Below are 15453 nucleotides of genomic sequence, written 5' to 3' on the forward strand. Positions count from 1 at the left end.
CGGACCAGCTTACGCTGTGAGGAAGGCAAGGATGACGCCACTGCATGAATGGACCCCCACGCCGGAGAAGGCCATCGCGCTGCAGCGCGAGCTGGCGCCACGCATCGAGCGCGAGGACCGCCTGGCACCGGTGCGTCATATCGCCGGGGTCGACATCGGCTTCGAGCAGAACGGCGAGATCACCCGGGCGGCGGTGGTGGTGCTGGCCTGGCCCGGCGACCCCATGGTCGGCTTCGAGGTGGTGGAGCAGGTAGTGCATCGCGAGCCGACCCGCATGCCCTACATTCCGGGGCTGCTCTCCTTTCGCGAGATTCCCGCGGCGCTGGCGGCCTTCGACAGGCTCGCCACACGGCCCGAGCTGGTGATGGTCGACGGCCAGGGCATCGCCCATCCGCGTCGTCTCGGCGTGGCCTCGCACCTGGGGCTGTGGCTCGACCTGCCGACCATCGGCGTGGCCAAGTCGCGGCTGTGCGGGGTTCACGACGAGGTGCCCACGGGGCGCGGCGAGTGGACGCCGCTGCGCCATCGCGGCGAGACGATCGGTGCGGTGCTGCGCAGCCGGGTAGGCGTCAAGCCGGTGTTCGTCTCGCTGGGGCATCGCATCAGCCTGACGACCTCGCTCGACTGGGTGGTGCAGTGCCTGGGCCGCACCAAGCTGCCGGAGCCCACGCGGCTGGCCGACAGGCTCGCCTCGCGGCGCGGGCCCATGCCGCAACCGGGGGATTGAACCCCGCTGCGCGCCGGCTCGGGTATACTGCCAGGCCCTTTTTTTGCCGACGAGGCCCATCATGCCCGACACCCTGACCCCCGCCTGCGCTGCCACTCGTGACTGGGTCGAGGGCTTCGTCGTGGCTCACAACGTCTGCCCCTTCGCCCGCCGCGAGCTGGTGGGGGAGACCATTCGCTTCGTCGAGGTGGCGGCCAGCGAATGGGAGCCTGCCCTCGAGGCGCTGATCGACGAGTGCCGCCGGCTCGACGCGACACCGGCCATCGAGACCACCCTGCTGGTGCTGCGCCCGGGGCTCGAGGACTTCGACGATTATCTCGACTTCCTCGCCGTGGCCGAGGCGCTGCTGGTGGAGCAGGGCTACGAGGGGATCTACCAGCTCGCCAGCTTCCATCCCGACTACTGCTTCGACGGCGCCGAACAGGACGACCCGGCCAACTTCACCAACCGTTCGCCCTGGCCCATGCTGCACCTGCTGCGCGAGGCGGGGCTCGAACATGCCCTGGCCCACTACCCGGACCCCGAGGCGATTCCCGAGCGCAACATCGAACGCATGGGCCAGCTCGGCAGCGAACGCCTGAGCGCCGAGTTGGCGGCGCTGCGTGGTCAGGCCCCCGACCGAGACTAGACGATGTCGAGCGGCACCTTGCGCCCCGGCGCCGGGAAGGCCTCGTTGAGTCGAGCCAAGGCCTCATCGCTGAGCTCGACCACGAGGGCGGCGGCGTTCTCTGCGACGTGCTGCGGCTGCACCGCCTTGGGGATGGCGATGGCGTCGCGTCGGCCGTTCAGCGGTCGAATGGCCCAGGCCAGCAGCAGCTGGGCGGGGGTGATGCCGAGCCCGTCGGCCACCTCGCGTACCGCGCTGTGCTCGAACAGGTCACGGCGCAGCTGGCCGGCCTGGGCCAGCGGGCAGTAGGCCATCAGCGGCATGCCGAGGCGCTGCATCCGCGGGCGCAGGGCATGTTCGATGCCGCGCGAACCCAGATGGTAGAGCACCTGGTTCACCGCACACTCGCCACCGCCGGGCAGTGCCACCAGCGAGTCGAGCTCCTCCACGTCGAAGTTGGAGACACCGAAGCGACGGATCTTGCCTTGCTCACGCAGGCGCTCGGAGGCTTCCAGCGTCTCCGCCAGCGGGATGCTGCCGGGCCAGTGGAGCAGGTAGAGATCGAGATGATCGGTGCCCAGGCGCCTCAGGCTGCGCTCGCAGGCGGCAATGGCGCTGTCGCGTCCGGCGTTCCAGGGGTAGACCTTGGAGACCAGGAAGGCCTGGTCGCGACGGCCGACCAGGGCTTCGCCGACCACCTCCTCGGCGCCGCCGTCGGCGTACATCTCGGCGGTGTCGATCAGCGTCAGCCCCAGTTCCAGGCCCTGCTGCAGGGCGCGTACCTCGTCGTTTCGCGATGCCAGGCCCTCGCCCATGTACCAGGTGCCCTGGCCGATGGCGGGAAGTTGCACGGCCGGGGCAGGGGCGCTGGCGGGAAGCGTGACCAGGGGGATGGGGGCGTTTGGCATGTGTCACTCCGTTTTGTGGAAAATGTTTTCAAAATCATTTGCAAAAGGGATGGCGAAGACAAGGCGATGCGCTATGGTGAGGAGGGCGGCTTTCAAGGCCGCCACCTCGTTCTATCGCAAGGAGTCGTGCACATGAGCAACAAGAAAACCGGTAGCGCTGTCTGGGAAGGTAGCCTGAAGGAGGGCAAAGGGCAGGTTTCGACCGAGAGCGGCGCACTCCAGGATGCTTCCTACAGCTTCGGCAAGCGCTTTGAAGGGGAGGCCGGCTCCAACCCTGAGGAGCTGATCGGTGCCGCCCATGCCAGCTGCTACTCGATGGCGCTGTCGATGATCATGGGCGATGCCGGCCTGACCCCTGAGCGCATCGCGACCGAGGCCGCGGTGACCCTGGAGCAGGGTGACGGCGGTTTCAGCATCACCAAGATTCATCTCACCACCCGGGTGCGCAGCCCCGGCGCCGACGAGCAGGCTTTCCAGGATGCCGCGAACAAGGCCAAGGAGGGCTGCCCGGTCTCCAAGCTGTTCAAGGCCGAGATTACGCTCGACGCCTCGCTGGAGAGCTGAGCCGTTTCCGCTCCCGCTGCGGCCACCCTGAGGGTGGCCGCTGTCATGTTGAGGGCATGGTGCGCCGTGCGGCATCGACCAGGGCGCGAATCAGGCGCTGCTGGGGGCGATTGAAGATCAGCCACTCCGGATGCCACTGCACGCCGATCAGGAACTCGTGGTCGCGGGATTCGATGCCCTGCACCAGTCCGTCGCGGTCGCGGGCGACGATCTCGATGCCGCGCCCTGCTTCCTGCACGGCCTGGTGATGCAGGCTGTTGATGCGGCACCAGCTCACCTTGAGGATACGACGCAGCTGCGTGTCGGGAACGATATCCACGGTCTTGCGCGGCAGCACGGTGCGGCGGCGCTTGAGCCCCTCATGTGTGGTGTAGATGTCGGGGTCCAGGGTGCCGCCCAGGTGGACGTTGAGCATCTGGGCGCCACGACAGATCCCCAGCACCGGCTTGCCCTGAGGAATGAAGCGCTCCATCAGTTCCAGCTCCAGCTCGTCGCGCTGGGGGTCGAGGCGCACGTCGAGCTGCACCTCGCCGCCGTAGAGATGCGCCTGGATGTCGTCGCCGCCGCCGATGATCAGACCGTCGAGCGCTTCCGGCAGCGGGCGCGAGGGCGACAGCCGCAGCGGCCTGCCGCCGTGCCGCCATACGGCGAACCAGTCGAACCACCAGGCGATGCGGCTCTTGTAGTCGGAGGTGGTGATGCCGATAAGGGGGCGAGTCATGACCGGGGGCGCTCCTCCTTGAGCCAGAAGCGCAGCTTGCCCAGCCAGCGCGACAGCCTGGTCTGCGTATGGTAGCGCACGAAGGCGGCCGCGCGTTCGGCCAGCAGCTTGCGGTTGGCGGCGAGTCGTTCGACTTCCACCCAGCGGTTCCACTCCACCACCGCGCCCCAGCCGGGCTGGGAGAGCTGGGCGTTGGGCAGGCGATAATGAAAGGTGGGCCGCGGCTTGACCAGGCTATTGTGGAACAGCTCGTTGGGATAGTCGGGCCGCAGGTGAGCGAACAGCGGGTAGAGGTCGAGCTCGCGATTGCGGGTGGGGTTGCACTCGATGTAGTCGGCGATCAGGCCGTCGAGGTCCGGCGCATAGCCGGCGTCCAGCACTTTCAGTACGTAGGGCCTGGGAAAGGGGTTGGCGTGCGGCAGCACCTCGCGGGTGATGTCGACATTGATCTCCTTTCGCAGCCAGGCGGCGCTGAGCAGGAAGGCGCGGAACTGGGCCAGGATGGCCTCGACGCGATGATCGGCCACCTCGGGGTTGAGATGCAGCCCGAAGCCGTACAGCAGGCTGGCATCGGTGCCCTTGGCCCCATGCGCCTGCAGGGCGGCGAGCAGGGCATCGAGCTCGCCCAGCTCGTGCCAGGGCACTGGGGGACAGACGATCTCGGTGGGCACCAGGCCGGTCACCACGTCGCCGATCAGCTCGCGCGTCTTGTTGTGCAGGTCCAGGCGCATCTGGTGGCGGTGGCGCTCCCACTCGGTATCGCGCCTTGGCACCTTGGCCATCACTCGGGCGTCGGGGTGGGCGTACTGGGTGTCGAGCTCGATGATGAAGTCGCCCCAGCGCGTGGCTTCGACTCTGAAACGATGCGGGCTCAGGGGGCAGAGCGTGCCGCCAAACAGGCGGCGTACCAGCTCCGCGGTCTGCACGGGGGGCAGCCCGGCAAACTCGATCTCGACGCCGACCCGGCGCGGATTTCCCTGTGGATTCAACGGCTCGGGCGGTGTTTGCGGGAGCATGAGGCGTCCTGTGCAACTCGAGCGATTCTCGACGCCAGCCTAGCATAGTGCGAAGGTGAACCGGCAGGAGCCCGGGGGCTCCCAAATTCACAGGAGACAAACCGACAAGGAGTGCAGTGGCAATGCCAGGCGGTTTTCCTCGTATCGCGAAGTATCGTTCAGGGGTGCATGCAGGGGCTTGGTGGTGGCGCCTGCTGTGTGGCGTGGCGCTGCTGCTGCTGGTCAGCGGCCCGCTGAACGCCCAGACGCTCTCCCTTGCCGGGCTGGGGGCGGAAGGCGAGCAAGACCCCGATGCCACCTACGACAGCGCCTCGTTCCTGCAGTCCCTGGACGAGGTGATCGCCACCCTGGAAGACGAGCAGCGGCGCGGCGCGCTGCTCGACGAGCTGCGCGAGATGCAGGTCGCGGCCGAAGCCACGGCCGATACCAGCCCGGTGCAGCGCCAGGGGCTGCTGGGTGCGCTGGCCGGAACGCTGAGCGACCTGGGCGAGCAGGCGGAAGCCGGCGAGTCGCCGCTCGACGACTGGCAGCGGCAGCTGGAGCAGGGCTGGGGGGACCTCAGCGAGCTGGTGGTGGAAACCGGCACGCCGCAGATGCTGCGCTTCCTGGTCGAGAGCGCCGTCATGTTTGGCATCTGGGCCGGTATGCTGGTGATCCTGGTGGCGCTGGGGCGAATGTTGTTCGTGCGCCGCCAGCTGCCGCTCGACCTGCCGCGCGACCCCCGGGCCTGGCTATTGGCGCTGCACTTCCTGCGCCGTATGGCGCCCTGGGCAATCGCCTTCCTGCTCATCCTGGGCCTGGATCAGGTGCTGCCGCCAAGTCCGGGGCGCACCCTGGCGCTGATCGTCGGCTATTTGGCGCTGTGTGGGCGCACGCTGTCGGTGATTGTCGAATGCGTGGTCTCGGTGTTTACCCGCGGCCACCGTTTCGTGGCCGTGCAGATTCTGCAGCAGCAGGGCCTGCGCATGCTGTTCCTGATCGGCGCGCTGATCGCCCTGGGCGATGCGCTCAATGCGGCCCGTCTGTCCTGGATCGTTGGCGAAGAGCTGGCGGCGCTTGGCTCGTCCTTGGCCAACATGCTGGCGGCGCTGCTCACCCTTCGCTTCATCACCAAGTTCAAGCGTCCGATCAAGCACCTGATCCGCAACCGCGCCTGGCGCGTGCGCCGCGAAGGTGGCACCACCGTGGAGCTGGCGCGCATCGTCGCCAAGCTGTGGCATATACCCGCGCTGCTGCTGGTGGTGGTTTCGCTGCTGGCGATCTTCATCACCGTCGGTGATGTCGGCACGGCGCTGGCGCGCTCGGTGATCTCGGCCGCGCTGTTGATCCTGACCCTGGTGGTCACCGGGCTGATGCAGCGCCACAGCGAGCGGCGCGCCAAGCGTCGCCGCATCAGCGAGTATCGCCGGCGGCTGGAGCGGGTCGGCTACGCGCTGTCGCACATGCTGACCTGGGTGGTGTTTGCCGAGCTGTCGATGCAGGTGTGGGGCGGTTCGCTGTTCGGGCTGGGCCAGCAGGGCATGGCTGGGGTGGGCATCGGCCAGGCCCTGCTGGCGCTGGGCTTCACCATTCTGCTGGCCTGGCTGGCCTGGATCTTCGCCGACACCGCCATCCAGCGCGCGCTGATGTCCTCGGCGCGTTCGCGCGGACGGCGCGTCAACCAGGCACGGGCCCAGACGATCACGCCGATGATCCGCAACGTGATCTTCGCCACCATCGTGATCATCGCGGTCATCGTCGGGCTGGCCAATCTCGGCGTCAACGTCACGCCGCTGCTGGCGGGTGCCGGGGTGATCGGCCTGGCCGTGGGCTTCGGTGCCCAGACCCTGGTGCAGGACCTGATCACCGGCATCTTTATCATTGTCGAGGACTCTCTGGCGGTGGACGATTTCGTCGAGATCAACGGCCACATGGGTACGGTGGAGGGGCTGACCCTGCGCACGGTGCGCCTGCGCGACCTCGACGGCATCCTGCACATCATCACCTTCAGCGCCATTCAGTCGATCCACAACATGTCGCGCCACTTCGGCATCGCGCTGATGCGCATCCGCATCCCCCACACCATGAAGATCGACGATGCGATCACGCTGATGCAGGAGACCGCCCAGGAGCTGCGCCAGGACCCGGTGATGCGCCACCACATCTGGTCGCCGCTGGAGATGCAGGGCATTGACCGCTTCGATGAAGGTGCCGCGGTGCTGCGCATGCGCTTTCGCACCGCACCGGTAATGCAGTGGGACGTGGCGCGCGCCTTCAACCTGCTGCTCAAGCAGCGTATGGAGAGCCAGGGGCTCGACCTGGGCCTGCCGCGGCTCAGCGTCAGCATGGAGGGTGTGCCCGGCGACACCCTCACCGATCGCGGCCGCGACGAGCCGGCGCCGCCGCGCGATGCCAAGGGGCGCGCGCCGGGCGAAGCCGGTATCGCCGACCTGGAGGGCAGCCTTAACCCCCAGCGCGCCTCGCCAGACTCCTCCTGACCCGCGATCCGCCGCGCCGCGATGGCAAGCGGCCGGCCCTTGCTCGTACTATGGCAGGATGGCAGCCCCACCCGCCGGGACCATCGCCCAGCCGCGGTTGGCCCCCGATCCGTGACAAGGAGCAGCGACGACGTGATCACCGTCGAGCGCAAGGACAGCTATCACCTCAAGGTTTCCCGCGTGCTGCAGGAGGAGACCTCGCATCGGCTCGACCTCTTCCTCTTCGTGCCCGGCGAGCTCGGCCTGAACACTCATGTGCTGTCCGAGGATGAGTTCTACCACGGGGCGATTCACGTCAAGCGCACCTACTTCAGCGACAAGCACCACCTGCCGCTGGTGTTAAGCCGCCTGGCCAGTCGCGGCAAGCTCAGCTCCGAGCAGTACCGTCTGAGCCTGAGCCTTTACGCCTACCAGTACGTGGTGGCCCTGGAGCGCGCCACCCAGAGCCTGCTCGATGCCGCCCGCGAAGTGAAGGAGGCCGAGCAGCGCAGCGGACGCAGCGACGAACCGGAGGGCGGCGAGACCGGCCCGGGGGAAGCGGACCCGGCGGGCGTCGAGGGCGCCGACGAGGAGGAGGAGGAAGCCCCCGACACGCCGGCGGGGCGCTTGCAGGAGCGCCTCGAGGAGCTCTGCGAGCTGGCGCTGGGCATCCTGCGCCGGCTGCGGCGCAACAAGCCGAACGGCGAAGAACTCTACAAGTACTACGCCAATATCGACAACTACCTCTCATGGTTCACCGAGCAGCGGCTGCTGGCGCTGGTGGCGCACATGCCGCGCGGGCGCGGCTTTCGCGCCATCCGCGCACGGCTGCTGGAGATCTGCGAGCTGGAGGGCAGCCACCGCGAGCAGGCGGAGTACAACTCCCGGCGGGTGACCGAAGACCCCACCCGCATGTCCAACAAGATGCGCCTGCTGCGGCGCCTGATCGAATATCCCGTCACCCTGAAGCAGAAGAGCCAGGAGCTGGGCGAGGGGGAGCAGAAGGCGGTGAAGGGGCTCGCCACCGGGGTGGTGATGATCTTCGTGTCGCTGGGCCTGCTGCACCTGCGCGATATCGTGGGCAACATCACCGCCCTGTTCGTGCTGGCCATGGCGCTGCTCTATGCCATGCGCGAAGTGTTCAAGGACGACCTGCGCAATACCCTGTGGCGCTGGCTGCGCAAGGGTCGGCCCAAGTGGCGTCGCCAGTACTTCGATGCCACCAGCAACGAGCTGGTGGGCCGCCAGCTCGAATGGTTCGACTACAAGCGCTACGACAAGCTCGACGAGCCGATACGCCGCGTGCGCAAGCGCAACGTGGCACAGCGCGAAGAGGTCGTGCTGCACTACCGTTCCAGCTCGCGGATGTCGCCCACGCGGTTTCTCAGCGGCTACGAGAAGACTCGCGAGACCCTGACCCTGGACCTGACGCCGTTGACCCGGCTGATGGACAAGGGCACCCACCACGTCTATCGGCTCAAGGATGGCCAGGTCTCGCGGGAATCGGTGGAGAAGCGCCACCTGTTCAATCTGGTGATCCGCGAACAGGGCGGGCAGGCCGAGCCGGTGCTGCAGCGCTGGAAGATCGTCATGAGCCGCTCGCGCATCGTCGACGTGGAAAAGGTCCACCAGGAAGGGGAGCAAGCCTGAGCGGACAAGGCCGCGCGCGATGCGGGCGGGCTGAGGATGTCTTCCCGCACCAGAGCCTTGTGTCGTGTGGTTGGCTTGTGTCAAACCTTGTCTACGGCGGGTCTGCTAACGTGAAGAGAGCGGCCCCTGCAACGCTGCGCTTGCCCTGCGCCGACCGCTTCCCTTTCGCAACTTCGGAGAAATTGCCATGCAAGCAGTGGATGTCATGACACCCAAGGTGGTGACCGTCTCGCCCGACACCGACGTCAGAGAGATCGCCCGCCTGCTGCTCGAACACAACATCAGCGCCGTGCCGGTGGTGGACGACGGCGACAAGGTGCTGGGCATCGTCAGCGAAGGCGACCTGATGCGGCGGATCGAGAACGGCACCGAGCGCAAGTCGTGGTGGCTGAAGTCGATCTTCTCCGCGGCCAACAATGCCAACGACTACATCAAGTCCCATGCGCGGCGGGCGAGCGAGATCATGACCCGCGACCCCATCACCATTCCCGAGGACATGCCGCTTGCGCGCGTGGCCAAGCTGCTGGAAAAGCACCGCATCAAGCGGGTGCCGGTGGTGCGCGAGGGCAGGCTGGTCGGCATCGTCAGCCGCGCCAACCTGCTGCGCGGCTTTTCCGCCACGGCGCCGGACGCGGTGACGCCGGTGAGCACCAGCGACCGCGAAATCCGTGAGGCCATCCTCAGGGAGGTGGACCAGAACACGGGAGTCTGGGTCGACCGGATCAACGTGATCGTGACCGAGGGCGCCGTGCAGCTGTGGGGGCTGGTGGAGAGCCAGGAGGAGCGGCTGGCGGTGCAGGTGGCGGCGGAGAACACTCCCGGCGTGACGTCGGTGGAAAACCACCTGGGCTTCTTGCCGAGAGGCGTGGGCGGCTACTGAGCGGGCGCTTGGCAGTATGATAGGTAGCGGGGCGGCATGGACCGCCCCGCGGCCGTTAGCCGACCTGCTTGAGGGCGGCTTCCAGGTTGGCCAGGCTGCGCTCGCGCGCGTGGAGCTTGTCGAGGCCGAACAGGCCGATGCGGAAGGCCTGGTAGGCGTCGCCTTCGTCGCACATCAGCGGTACGCCGCCTGCCACCTGAATACCGGCTGCGGCAAACTTGCCCACGATACCCGCATCGGTGGTATAGCAGACCACCACGCCGGGTGCCTCGAAGCCGGGGGCAGCCACGCTGCGGTAGCCGTTGCGCGCCAGCAGGTCGCGCACGTCGCGGCCCAACGCCCACTGCTCCTCGCGCACCCGCTCGAAGCCGTATTCCTGCGTTTCGGTCATGATGTCGCGCAGCCGGGCCAGGCCGTCGGTGGGCATGGTGGCGTGGTAGGCGTGGCCGCCGTTTTCATAGGTTTCCATGATGCCCAGCCACTTGCGCAGGTCGCAGGCGAAGCTGGTGCTGACCGTCTGCTCGATACGTTCGCGAGCGCGCTCCGAGAGCATCACCATGCCGCAGCAGGGCAGGCCGCTCCAACCTTTCTGGGGAGCGCTGACGAGCACGTCGACGCCGAGCTTGCGCATGTCCACCCACAGCGTGCCGGACGCGATGCAGTCGAGCACCAGCAGGCCGCCAACCGCGTGCACGGCGGTGGCCAGTCGCTGCAGGTAGTCGTCCGGCAGCAGCAGGCCGGCCGAAGTTTCCACATGCGGGGCGAACACCAGGGCGGGGCGCTCGTCGCGAATGGTCTGCTCGACCTCTTCGATGGGCGCCGGGGCAAAGGGCGACTGCGGGTCGTCCGCGGCCAGCCGCCGTGCCTTGAGCACGCTGGTCGAGGCGGGGATGGCACCCATCTCGAGGATCTGCGACCAGCGATAGCTGAACTGCCCGTTGCGCACGATCAGGCAGTGCTGGCCGGTGGCGAACTGGCGGGCCACCGCTTCCATGCCGAAGGTGCCGCTGCCGGGCACGATGGCGACGCTGTGCGCCTGGTAGACCTGCTTGAGCGTGGCCGACACATCGCGCATCACGCCCTGGAAGCGCTGGGACATGTGATTGAGCGAGCGGTCGGTGTAGACCACGGAATATTCGAGCAGGCCATCGGGGTCGACATCGGGCAGCAGGCCGGGCATGGGTTTCTCCCTTGCGGTAGGTGACTGATGAGTCTGGAAACGATGAGGATATGCCGATTTCCAGCACCGAGCCAGCGGGGTTCCCGCGAGCCGCAGGCGGGTGGGTGGCGTCGACCTGGCTAAAGCCGACTGTCAACGGGGGTGGGTCAAGGAAGCGTGAGGCGAGCCGCCGGCCGAGCAGGCTTGCGGCCCGTTCCTGATGACTACTTATGACAGAAGTAGACCCTGGCCGGTGGGATGTTGATCGGCTCGAAGGTGCTTTCCACGCGGTTGAAGGTCTGGCGCAGGTCGGAGGAGACCTTGGGCGAGAACTGGTAGATCAACATCGAGCCCTCGGGCGCAAGCGCCTCGTGGCTGCCTTGCAGGATGCGTTCGCGGATCTTGGCGGGCATGGTGCTGAACGGCAGCCCTGCTACCACGTAATCGGCGGCGGGCAGTCCTAGGCGCTCAAGTTCGGCTTCGATTGTCTCGGCCGAGCCTGCGATCACCTTGAGACGCGGGTCGGACAGGGAGCGATTGAGGAAGTCCACGAAGTCGTCGTTGGTCTCGATGACCACCAGGGTGGCATCCGGGTGTAGGCGGTTGAGGATCTCGCGGGTGATAGTCCCGACGCCGGGGCCGTACTCGACGATGACTCGTGCGCGTTCCCAGTCGACCGGTTCCAGCAGGCGGCGTATCAAGAAAGAAGAGCTGGGAATGATCGACCCCAGCATGCGCGGATGTTTGAAAAAATTGCGCGCGAAAAGCGTAAGCTGGGCACGTCGTTCCGGGCCGGCTGTGATCGAGGGTCGATCTTGCACCGCCATGGCATTCCTCCTCCATTATTCGTACATGCCTCCACTCTAGGCCAGGCGTCGCTGGCATGAAAGGCTGAGTTGCATTCGCACCTTGGCAGACAATGCGCAGAAGCGGGCGGCGTAGGGCTTGCCCAAGGCTGGAAGGGCGACGCAGCGTGAAGCGTTGAAACTGCGGCTAAAGGAGGGTGTGTAATATACTTGACGACGAATTTGTTCACCTTTAGCTTCGAACGTGGAAATTCCGGGTGAACGTCTTATATTGTTGACGCCGCTTCACCCCTTCTCAACACGTCCTCGGGTGAGCCGATGTCCAACAACAAGACCCGCGAACCGACCCCCTCTTTGGCCAGCAGTCTGATCCGTTTCGTCGGGGTGCAGAAGACCTACGATGGTGAGCACCTGGTCGTGAAGGATCTCAACCTGACCATCCAGCAGGGCGAATTCGTGACTCTGCTGGGCCCGTCCGGCTCTGGCAAGACTACCTGCCTGATGATGCTGGCAGGTTTCGAAGTTCCTACCAGCGGTGACATCTTCCTTCGCGAGCAGCGGCTCAATAGCGTGCCTCCCCACAAGCGCAACTTCGGCATGGTGTTCCAGAACTATGCGCTGTTCCCGCATATGACGGTCGAGGAGAACATTCGCTACCCGCTCAAGACCCGCAGGCTCCCGTCTGCCGAGGCCGACCGCAAGGTGGCCGAGGTGCTCGACAAGATCCAGCTGCGTCAATTCGCCAAGCGCCGCCCCACCCAGCTTTCCGGCGGTCAACAGCAGCGCGTGGCGCTGGCCCGGGCCCTGGTGTTCGAACCGCAGCTGGTCCTCATGGACGAGCCGCTGGGTGCGCTGGACAAGCAGCTGCGCGAGCAGATGCAGCTGGAGATCAAGCACCTGCATGAACAGCTCGGTCTCACCGTGGTCTTCGTGACCCACGACCAGAGCGAAGCGCTGACCATGTCGGACCGCGTCGCGGTGTTCAACGACGGCGTCATCCAGCAGATCGACTCCCCCAGCGCGCTCTACGAACACCCTGCCAACGCTTTTGTCGCCCAGTTCATCGGCGAGAACAACACCTTGCCCGGGCGCATCGAGTCGGCGGCCGGCGGGCAGTGCCGCGTCAGCTTCGGCAGCGGCTTCAGCACCGGCGCGCTGCTGGGACCCAACCTGGCCTTGGGCGACAGCGCCTGCCTGTCGATCCGTCCGGAGCGCGTCAAGCTCAACGGCTCCGCGCGGCAGTTGCCCAACCGCCTCCAGGCGCGGGTGCAGGAGTTCATCTATCTCGGCGACCACCTGCGCGTGCGCTGCGAAGTGGCCGGCAACAGCGAATTCATGGCTCGCGTGCCCGTCGACGAGGTGTGCAGCAGCATGAAGCCTGGCGATGTGATCGAGCTGGGCTGGCGCGACGAGGATGTGCGCGCCCTCAGCGAAGGCTGAACGGCGAACGAAAGCAACAACAACCTGGCGCCCTTGTGGCTGCCACTCTGCGTCATACCAACAACAAGGCCTTTCGGCCGGGAGACAACACCATGACCCACCACCGCTTCCCACTGTCCCGTCTTAGCCGTGGCGTCGCCATCGGCAGCCTGCTCACGGCCGGGCTGGTGCTGTCCACCGGCGCCCAGGCGCTGACGGTGATCTCGTTCGGCGGCGCCTCCGGCGATGCCATGCAGCAGGCCTACTACGGCCCCTTCGTCGAGAAGACCGGCATCAACCTCACCCCGGGCGACTACAACGGCGAGCTGGCGCGCATTCGCGCCATGGTCGAAACCGGCAATGTCAGCTGGGACCTGGTCGAGATGGAGTCGCCGGAGCTGGTGCGCGGCTGCTTCGAGGGATTGTTCGAGCCGATCGACTGGGCCCGCCTGGGGCTCGGTGGTGAACTGATCGACGCAGCCTTCGACGAGTGCGGCGTGGGTACCTTCGTGTGGTCCACCGTGCTGGCCTACGATGCCGATGCGCTGGCGACACCGCCGACCTCCTGGGTCGACTTCTGGGACGTCGAGCAATTCCCCGGCACCCGCGGGCTGCGCCGCGGCGCCAAGTACACTCTGGAGTTCGCCCTGATGGCCGACGGGGTGCCCGCCGAGGAAGTGTACGCGGTGCTGGCCACCCCGGAGGGGGTCGACCGCGCCTTCGCCAAGCTCGACGAACTGAAGCCGCACATCCAGTGGTGGGAGGCCGGCGCGCAGCCGCCGCAGTGGCTGGTGGCCGGCGACGTGGTGATGACTTCGTCCTACAACGGCCGGATCGCTGCCGCCCAGGAGGAGGGCAGCAATCTGGAGATCGTCTGGAATGGCAGCCTCTACGACCTCGACTACTGGGCCATCGTGGCCGGCAGCGAGCACGTCGATGAAGCCTACGAGTTTATCAAGTTCGCCAGCCAGCCTGAGACCCAGGCGGCCTATTCGGCGCAGATTCCCTACGGCCCCGTGCATCCGGACGCCATCGCCCAGCTCGACGATAAGCAGGCGCGGCGCATGCCCACCTATTCCGCCAACATGGAGGGCGCCCTGGCCATCGACACCGCGTTCTGGGTCGACCACGGCGAGGAGCTGGAGCAGCGCTTCAACGCCTGGGCGGCGCGCTGACATCTCCTGACCGGCGGTGACCTACGGGTCGCCGCCGCTTCTTTCGAGGGCGCGCTCGGCCGGGCCGGGCGTGCCAGGCTTTCGCATGGGGAAGGCAATGACCCAATTTGCAACGGCAGCGACGGCCCAGCCGCTCGACGGGCGTCGCCTCAAGGCACAGCTGCGACGAGCCGAACGGCTGCGCAAGCTCAAGGCGATCGGCCTGGTCGCTCCCCTGGCGCTGTTTCTCTTCGTGATCTTCGTGGTACCCATCGGCAGCATGCTGTGGCGCAGCGTCGACAACACCGAGTTTGACTCGGTGATGCCGCTGACGGCGGCAGGGCTGCGCGAATGGGACGGCACGGGGCTACCCCACGAGGCGACCCTGGCGGCCTTCGCCGCCGAGCTGCGCGAGTCGCGCCAGGGCGGCGGGCTGGGCCGCATCGGGCGGCGCCTCAACTACGAGGACCCGCAGTACCGCGGGCTGCTGATGCGCACCCTGCGCGAACTGCCGGCGGCGGAAAGCGTCACGCCCGATACCCTCTGGAGCGAGACGCTGATCGCCATCGACCCGGCTTGGGGCGAGACCGCGACCTGGCGCGGCATCCAGCGCGCCGCCCCCACCACGACCGACCGCTACATGCTGGCGTCGCTGGACTTCGAGCGCGGCGAGCACGGCAGGCTGCAGCGCATCGCCGAGCAGGAGCGTATCTACCAGGCGGTGTTCCAGCGCACCCTGGTGATTGCCGGCGGAGTGACCCTGATTTGCCTGGCGCTGGGCTTCCCGCTGGCCTACCTGCTGGCCACGCTGCCGGCACGCACCAGCAACCTGCTGATGATCCTGGTGCTGCTGCCGTTCTGGACCTCGCTGCTGGTGCGCACCGCGGCCTGGATCATCCTGCTGCAGTCCAACGGTTTAGTGAACAAGTCGCTGCTGGCCACGGGCCTGATCGACTCCCCGCTGCAGCTGGTGTTCAACCGCATCGGCGTGTTCTTCGCCATGGTGCACATCCTGCTGCCGTTCATGGTGCTGCCGCTCTACAGCGTGATGAAGGGCATTTCGCCCAGCTACCAGCGTGCCGCGGTGTCGCTCGGGGCGCACCCGTTCGCCGCCTTCTGGCAGGTGTACGCACCGCAGACGATCTCGGGCGTGGCGGCAGGCACCATCCTGGTCTTCATCATGGCGCTGGGCTACTACATCACCCCGGCCCTGGTGGGCGGCCCGGCCGACCAGATGGTGAGCTACTACGTGGCCTACTACACCAACACCACCAACAACTGGGGCATGGCCGCCGCCCTGGGCAGCCTGCTGCTGCTCATCACGCTGCTGCTCTACCTGGTCTACCACCGCCTGGTGAACCGCAAACAGCTGATCAGGAGATGAAC

At 66.8% G+C, this 15453-nt stretch carries 14 protein-coding genes; 9 read left to right on the forward strand and 5 right to left on the reverse strand.

Annotation, left to right across the window (positions count from 1 at the left end; genetic code table 11):
• The first annotated feature begins 31 nt into the window (after positions 1–31).
• Both nfi and ACT7B3_RS04285 read left to right on the forward strand, forming a co-directional pair.
• Complete coding sequence (nfi, locus tag ACT7B3_RS04280; RefSeq protein ID WP_445156965.1) at positions 32–727, forward strand: deoxyribonuclease V; 696 nt, start codon at positions 32–34, stop codon at positions 725–727.
• A gap of 61 nt (positions 728–788) precedes the next feature.
• The gene (locus ACT7B3_RS04285; protein WP_445156966.1) at positions 789–1355 is read left to right on the forward strand and encodes a DUF1415 domain-containing protein; all 567 of its coding nucleotides are present in this window, start codon (positions 789–791) and stop codon (positions 1353–1355) included.
• Here the strand turns inward: ACT7B3_RS04285 and ACT7B3_RS04290 are convergent.
• A complete protein-coding gene (locus ACT7B3_RS04290) occupies positions 1352–2242 on the reverse strand; it encodes an aldo/keto reductase (RefSeq protein WP_445156967.1) in 891 nt (296 codons plus the stop codon). The genes ACT7B3_RS04285 and ACT7B3_RS04290 overlap by 4 nt on opposite strands.
• Positions 2243–2374: 132 nt before the next feature.
• Here ACT7B3_RS04290 and ACT7B3_RS04295 point away from each other — a divergent pair, with 132 nt between their 5' ends.
• The gene (locus ACT7B3_RS04295; RefSeq protein WP_444678233.1) at positions 2375–2806 is read left to right on the forward strand and encodes an OsmC family protein; all 432 of its coding nucleotides are present in this window, start codon (positions 2375–2377) and stop codon (positions 2804–2806) included.
• A gap of 43 nt (positions 2807–2849) precedes the next feature.
• On the opposite strand, the gene ACT7B3_RS04300 is transcribed toward ACT7B3_RS04295, so the two are convergent.
• Complete coding sequence (locus ACT7B3_RS04300) at positions 2850–3527, reverse strand: gamma-glutamyl-gamma-aminobutyrate hydrolase family protein (protein WP_445156968.1); 678 nt, start codon at positions 3525–3527, stop codon at positions 2850–2852.
• Positions 3524–4543, reverse strand: a complete 1020-nt coding sequence (locus ACT7B3_RS04305; protein ID WP_445156969.1) for an amidoligase family protein — start codon at positions 4541–4543, stop codon at positions 3524–3526. Before ACT7B3_RS04305 ends, ACT7B3_RS04300 begins: the two co-directional genes overlap by 4 nt.
• 122 nt (positions 4544–4665) lie before the next feature.
• On the opposite strand from ACT7B3_RS04305, the gene ACT7B3_RS04310 reads away from it, so the two are divergent.
• The 3 genes from ACT7B3_RS04310 to ACT7B3_RS04320 all read left to right on the forward strand — a co-directional run bounded on the left by ACT7B3_RS04310 (position 4666) and on the right by ACT7B3_RS04320 (position 9529).
• The gene (locus tag ACT7B3_RS04310; RefSeq protein WP_445156970.1) at positions 4666–7020 is read left to right on the forward strand and encodes a mechanosensitive ion channel domain-containing protein; all 2355 of its coding nucleotides are present in this window, start codon (positions 4666–4668) and stop codon (positions 7018–7020) included.
• A 132-nt stretch (positions 7021–7152) separates the two neighbouring features.
• Complete coding sequence (locus ACT7B3_RS04315) at positions 7153–8649, forward strand: hypothetical protein (RefSeq protein ID WP_445156971.1); 1497 nt, start codon at positions 7153–7155, stop codon at positions 8647–8649.
• A gap of 187 nt (positions 8650–8836) precedes the next feature.
• Positions 8837–9529: a CBS domain-containing protein gene (locus tag ACT7B3_RS04320; RefSeq protein WP_445156972.1), complete on the forward strand. Its 693-nt coding sequence runs from the start codon at positions 8837–8839 to the stop codon at positions 9527–9529.
• 55 nt (positions 9530–9584) lie between these two features.
• Here ACT7B3_RS04320 and ACT7B3_RS04325 read toward each other — a convergent pair whose 3' ends face one another.
• Together ACT7B3_RS04325 and ACT7B3_RS04330 are read right to left on the reverse strand one after the other, a co-directional pair.
• Positions 9585–10709 (reverse strand): aminotransferase class V-fold PLP-dependent enzyme, encoded by a 1125-nt coding sequence (locus ACT7B3_RS04325; protein WP_445156973.1) that lies wholly within the window; start codon positions 10707–10709, stop codon positions 9585–9587.
• 203 nt (positions 10710–10912) lie between these two features.
• Positions 10913–11515, reverse strand: a complete 603-nt coding sequence (locus ACT7B3_RS04330) for a class I SAM-dependent methyltransferase (protein ID WP_444678228.1) — start codon at positions 11513–11515, stop codon at positions 10913–10915.
• 297 nt (positions 11516–11812) lie between these two features.
• Between ACT7B3_RS04330 and ACT7B3_RS04335 the strand changes: the two genes are divergently transcribed.
• From ACT7B3_RS04335 to ACT7B3_RS04345, 3 genes are all read left to right on the forward strand, one after another.
• A complete protein-coding gene (locus tag ACT7B3_RS04335) occupies positions 11813–12934 on the forward strand; it encodes an ABC transporter ATP-binding protein (RefSeq protein ID WP_445156974.1) in 1122 nt (373 codons plus the stop codon).
• A 92-nt stretch (positions 12935–13026) separates the two neighbouring features.
• A complete protein-coding gene (locus tag ACT7B3_RS04340) occupies positions 13027–14088 on the forward strand; it encodes an ABC transporter substrate-binding protein (protein ID WP_445156975.1) in 1062 nt (353 codons plus the stop codon).
• Between the two features lie 97 nt (positions 14089–14185).
• Positions 14186–15451 carry an ABC transporter permease gene (locus tag ACT7B3_RS04345; RefSeq protein WP_445156976.1) on the forward strand — a complete coding sequence of 422 codons (1266 nt, stop codon included), beginning with the start codon at positions 14186–14188 and terminating at the stop codon, positions 15449–15451.
• Positions 15452–15453: the final 2 nt, after the last annotated feature.

The sequence above is a fragment of the Halomonas sp. E14 genome, assembly GCF_052568415.1.